Source organism: Aeromicrobium sp. (genome assembly GCF_036675695.1).
Taxonomy (GTDB): domain Bacteria; phylum Actinomycetota; class Actinomycetes; order Propionibacteriales; family Nocardioidaceae; genus Aeromicrobium.
Map to the genome: position 1 here is coordinate 1 of NZ_JAKFEL010000077.1, position 4111 is coordinate 4111.

Sequence of the window (4111 nt, forward strand, 5' to 3'; positions counted from 1 at the left end):
CATCCTCGACATCCGCAACGAGCTGCACATCCCGATGATCCTCGTCGAGCACGACATGGCGCTCGTGATGGATCTCGCCGACCGGGTCATGGCGATGGACTTCGGACGCACCGTTCATACGGGTACGCCCGCCGAAGTGCGTGACCACCCGGACGTCATCGCCGCCTACCTCGGACCCGTAGGAGACACGAAATGAGCACGCTGCCGGCGCGCATCAAGGCGCACGCTGACGAGCACCCCGATCGCGTCGCGATGCGGGAGAAGAACTTCGGCCTGTGGGAGGAAGTCAGCTGGGCTGACTACTGGGACTCCGCATCGCTCGTCGGTCATGCGCTGCTGTCGTTCGGCGTTGAGGTGGGTGACCGCGTCGCGATCATGAGCGAGAACCGCCGCGAGTGGCTGTTCGCCGACATCGGCATCACGGCCGTACGCGCCGCGACCGTCGGCTGCTACCCGACCAATCCCGCGGGCGAGATCCGCCACGTGCTGGCCGATTCCGGATCTCGGATCGTGATCGCCGAGGACCAGGAGCAGGTCGACAAGCTGCTCGAGATCGAGCTGCCTGACGTCGAGCACATCGTCTACCTGGAGCCGCGCGGCGTACGTGGCAACTACGGCGAGACCCGGCTGATCTTCTGGGACGACTTCATCGCCGCGGGTGCCGAGCACCGGGCTTCCCACCCCGATGCAGTTGCCGAGCGGATGGCTGCCGCCGAGCCCAGCGATCTCGCAACGCTCGTCTACACCTCCGGCACGACCGGGCCGCCCAAGGGCGCGATGCTGACGATCGACAACATCGAGTTCGTCATCGAGACGCTCCAGAACGATGGCGCCTTCATCAGCCCCCCGGCGAACCACAAGGACCTGAGCGTCTCCTATCTTCCGCTCTGTCACGTCGCTGAGCGGCTGTTCACGGTCTGGTTCAACGCGGGCCTCGGCGTCCAGGTCAACTTCGCCGAGTCGATCGACACCGTGCAGATCAACCTCCGCGAGATCCAGCCAACACTGCTCTTCGGTGTGCCCCGAATCTGGGAAAAGCTGGTCGCTGGCGTACAGATCCGTATGAGCGGTGCCTCGATGATCAAACGAGCCAACTTCGCGCTCTGGATGAAGGTCTCGCGCTGGATCGGTCGCACCCTCGTCGCCCGCAACGGCGAGCACACCATCGCGACGCGACTCGCGTACGCAGTCGGCTGGGTCATGCTCTACCGCCCGCTACGGCAACGGCTCGGGTTGTCGAAGGTGAGATACGCAGCCTCGGGGGCCGCGCCGATCTCACCCGAGGTGCTCGAGTTCTTCATGGGACTGGGTCTGCCGATGTACGAGGTCTACGGGATGACCGAGAACAGTGCGATCGCCACCGCCAACGTCAAGGGCCGGGTCAAGGTCGGCACGGTCGGCGAGGTGCAACCCGGTACCGAGCTCCGGATCGACGACAACGGCGAGATCCTCACCCGGCACCGCGGCACATTCGCCGGCTACTGGAACAACCCCGAGGCAACAGCCGCGGCGATCGACGCCGACGGCTGGCTTCATACGGGCGACGTAGGCGAGTGGGTCGACGGCACGCACATCAAGATCACCGACCGGGTCAAGGACATCATCATCACGTCAGGCGGCAAGAACATCTCCCCCAGCGAGATCGAGAACAGTCTCAAGGCATCGCCATACATCAAGGAAGCACTCGTCATCGGCGACCGGCGCAAGTACATCACCGCGCTGATCGGCATTGAGCTCGACACCGTCGGCAACTGGGCGCAGAAGCGCAAGCTGTCGTTCACGACCTACCGCGATCTCAGCAGCAAGCCGGAGGTCATCGCACTGGTGCAGAGCATCGTCGACGAGAGCAACGCGAAGTTCGCGCCGATGCAGGCAATCAAACGGTTCACGCTCATACCCAAGGAGCTCGATCACGATGCGGGAGAGCTGACCGCAACGCAGAAGCTCAAGCGGTCCGCCGTCACCTCGCAGTTCGACGAGGCCATCGAGCAGATGTACGCGGGGGCCAGCTGATGACTGAGTTCGTTCAGGCAGTCGTCAACGGGCTCGGCCAGGGATCGATCTATGCCCTGCTCGCACTCGGCTACGTGATGATCTACAAGGCCACCCGCGTCATCAGCTTTGCCCAACCGGCACTGATGGTGGTCGGCGGCCTGCTCACGTATCACTTCACCGAGGAGTTCGGCCTGCCGTTCTTCGTCGGGATGTCTCTGGCGATCCTGGGTGGTGCGCTCGTCGGCACGGTCGTCGAGCGGCTCGCACTGCGCCCGATGATCGGCAAGCCGGTGTTCACGCTGGCGATCATCACGATCGGCGTCGACATCGTGCTCCGCATCTTCAGCAACAACTACATCGACGTACAGCCCCGCATCGTCAACTACCCCGGTGGAAGCGAGCGTTTCCGCATCGGTGACGTGTCGGTGTCGCACCAGACGCTCGGCTTGTTCGCGGTTACGGCTGTCACGGTCACTGCACTCGCACTGTTCTTCCAGTACTCGCGCACGGGACTCGCGATGCGGGCGACGGCACTCGATCAAGAGACTGCCCTCGCGCAGGGCATCCGCGTCGGTGCGATCTTCGCGCTCGCCTGGGCCATCGCGGGCGGGCTCGCCGCGATCGCCGGTACGTTCGTCGCTGCCGGCACGGCCGGCATGGAACAGACCAGCTGGATCATCGCCCTCAAGGCCCTGCCCGCAATCATCATCGGCGGGCTCGACTCGATCCCAGGTGCCGTGATCGGCGGGCTGGCAGTCGGACTCGTCGAGTCGCTCACCGCTATCTATCAGCCCGATGTTGCACCGTGGCTGGGTCGGAACTTCTCGCTTGTCGCTCCCTATGCCCTGATGCTGGTGGTCCTGCTCGTCAAACCGTATGGCCTCTTCGGCACGAAGGAGGTCGAGCGCGTATGAGCCTGATGACTGCTGGCAACCGACTCCGCGGGCGGGCGCTCGTACGTACCGACTACGCCCAGGAGATGGGCCTGCTCAACACCCCCGCCAAGCGGCGCTCGACGCTCGCGATGATCGCCGTCGGCTTCCTCCTGCCGTTCATGCTGACCGACGACCTCCTGCTGATCCTCACGCTCGGCATGATCTCGGCGGTCGGCGCTATCGGCCTCAACCTGGTCACCGGCTACGCCGGTCAGGTCTCGTTGGGCCACGCGTTCTTCATCGGTCTCGGCGCCTATACCGGCGCCGTTCTCGGCGGCGATCCCGATGGGCGGCTCACCGGCTATGGGTTGCCAATCTGGATCTGGCTTCCCGCCGCCGGCGTCGTTGCCGCTGTCGCCGGACTGCTCGTCGGGCCGATCGCCGTACGACTGCGCGGTCTCTACCTCGCGATCGTCACGCTCGGCCTGGTGTTCCTGGGCGACCACATCTTCCGTGAGGCACGCTCGCTGACCGGCGGTCCCGGCATCGGCCGTCGCGGGCCGGATCTCAACGTGTTCGGTATCGACCTCAACGCCAGCGGGACCGTGTTGGGCATCGAGCTCGCCCGCGAGCAGCGCCAGTTCATCTTCGCCCTGCTGTTCCTCATCTTCTTCGCGATCCTCGGCCGCAACATCGCCCGTTCGGGCGTGGGTCGCGCGTTCTCCGCCGTACGCGACCGCGACGTCGCGGCAGCCGTGATCGGCGTCGACCTGACGAAGTACAAGGTGATGGCGTTCGCGATGTCATCGTTCTTCGCCGGAGTCACGGGCGCGCTCTACTACGCGGTCGTCGGCGTCTTCGAGCCGAGCGCGTTCGGGCTGCTGCTGTCGATCCAGTACATCGCGATGATCCTGATCGGCGGGGTCGCCACGATCTCCGGCGCCATCATGGGCGCGCTGTTCATCAGCCTGCTCGGCAAGTTCTCCGGAACCCTCGCCGACGTCTTCCCATTCATCAGCGAGTCGTCGGGATCCGACGGCTTCCTGTCGGTGTTCCAGCTCGAGGCCATCCTCTACGGGCTACTGATCATCGTGTTCCTGATCTTTGAACCACGCGGTCTCTACGGCATCTGGGTCCGCGTGCGCAACTACTGGAAGGGGTGGCCGTTCTCTTATTGACCGCCGCACTGCAACATCCCGCGCCCGAGTCCAGTCAGGACGAGGACGCTCACCGAAAGGAAT

At 64.7% G+C, this 4111-nt stretch carries 3 protein-coding genes and 1 pseudogene; all 4 read left to right on the forward strand.

Annotated elements, in window-relative coordinates; genetic code table 11:
* A pseudogene (locus V6M39_RS05215) lies at positions 1-196 on the forward strand (ABC transporter ATP-binding protein); the annotation flags it as partial.
* Entirely contained in the window at positions 193-2013 is a 1821-nt protein-coding gene (locus V6M39_RS05220; protein ID WP_332642677.1) for an AMP-dependent synthetase/ligase, read from the forward strand. The pseudogene V6M39_RS05215 and the gene V6M39_RS05220, both read left to right, overlap by 4 nt.
* A complete protein-coding gene (locus tag V6M39_RS05225) occupies positions 2013-2909 on the forward strand; it encodes a branched-chain amino acid ABC transporter permease (protein ID WP_332642678.1) in 897 nt (298 codons plus the stop codon). The genes V6M39_RS05220 and V6M39_RS05225 overlap by 1 nt, the downstream gene beginning before the upstream one ends.
* Entirely contained in the window at positions 2906-4048 is a 1143-nt protein-coding gene (locus tag V6M39_RS05230; protein ID WP_332642679.1) for a branched-chain amino acid ABC transporter permease, read from the forward strand. The genes V6M39_RS05225 and V6M39_RS05230 overlap by 4 nt, the downstream gene beginning before the upstream one ends.
* Positions 4049-4111: the final 63 nt, after the last annotated feature.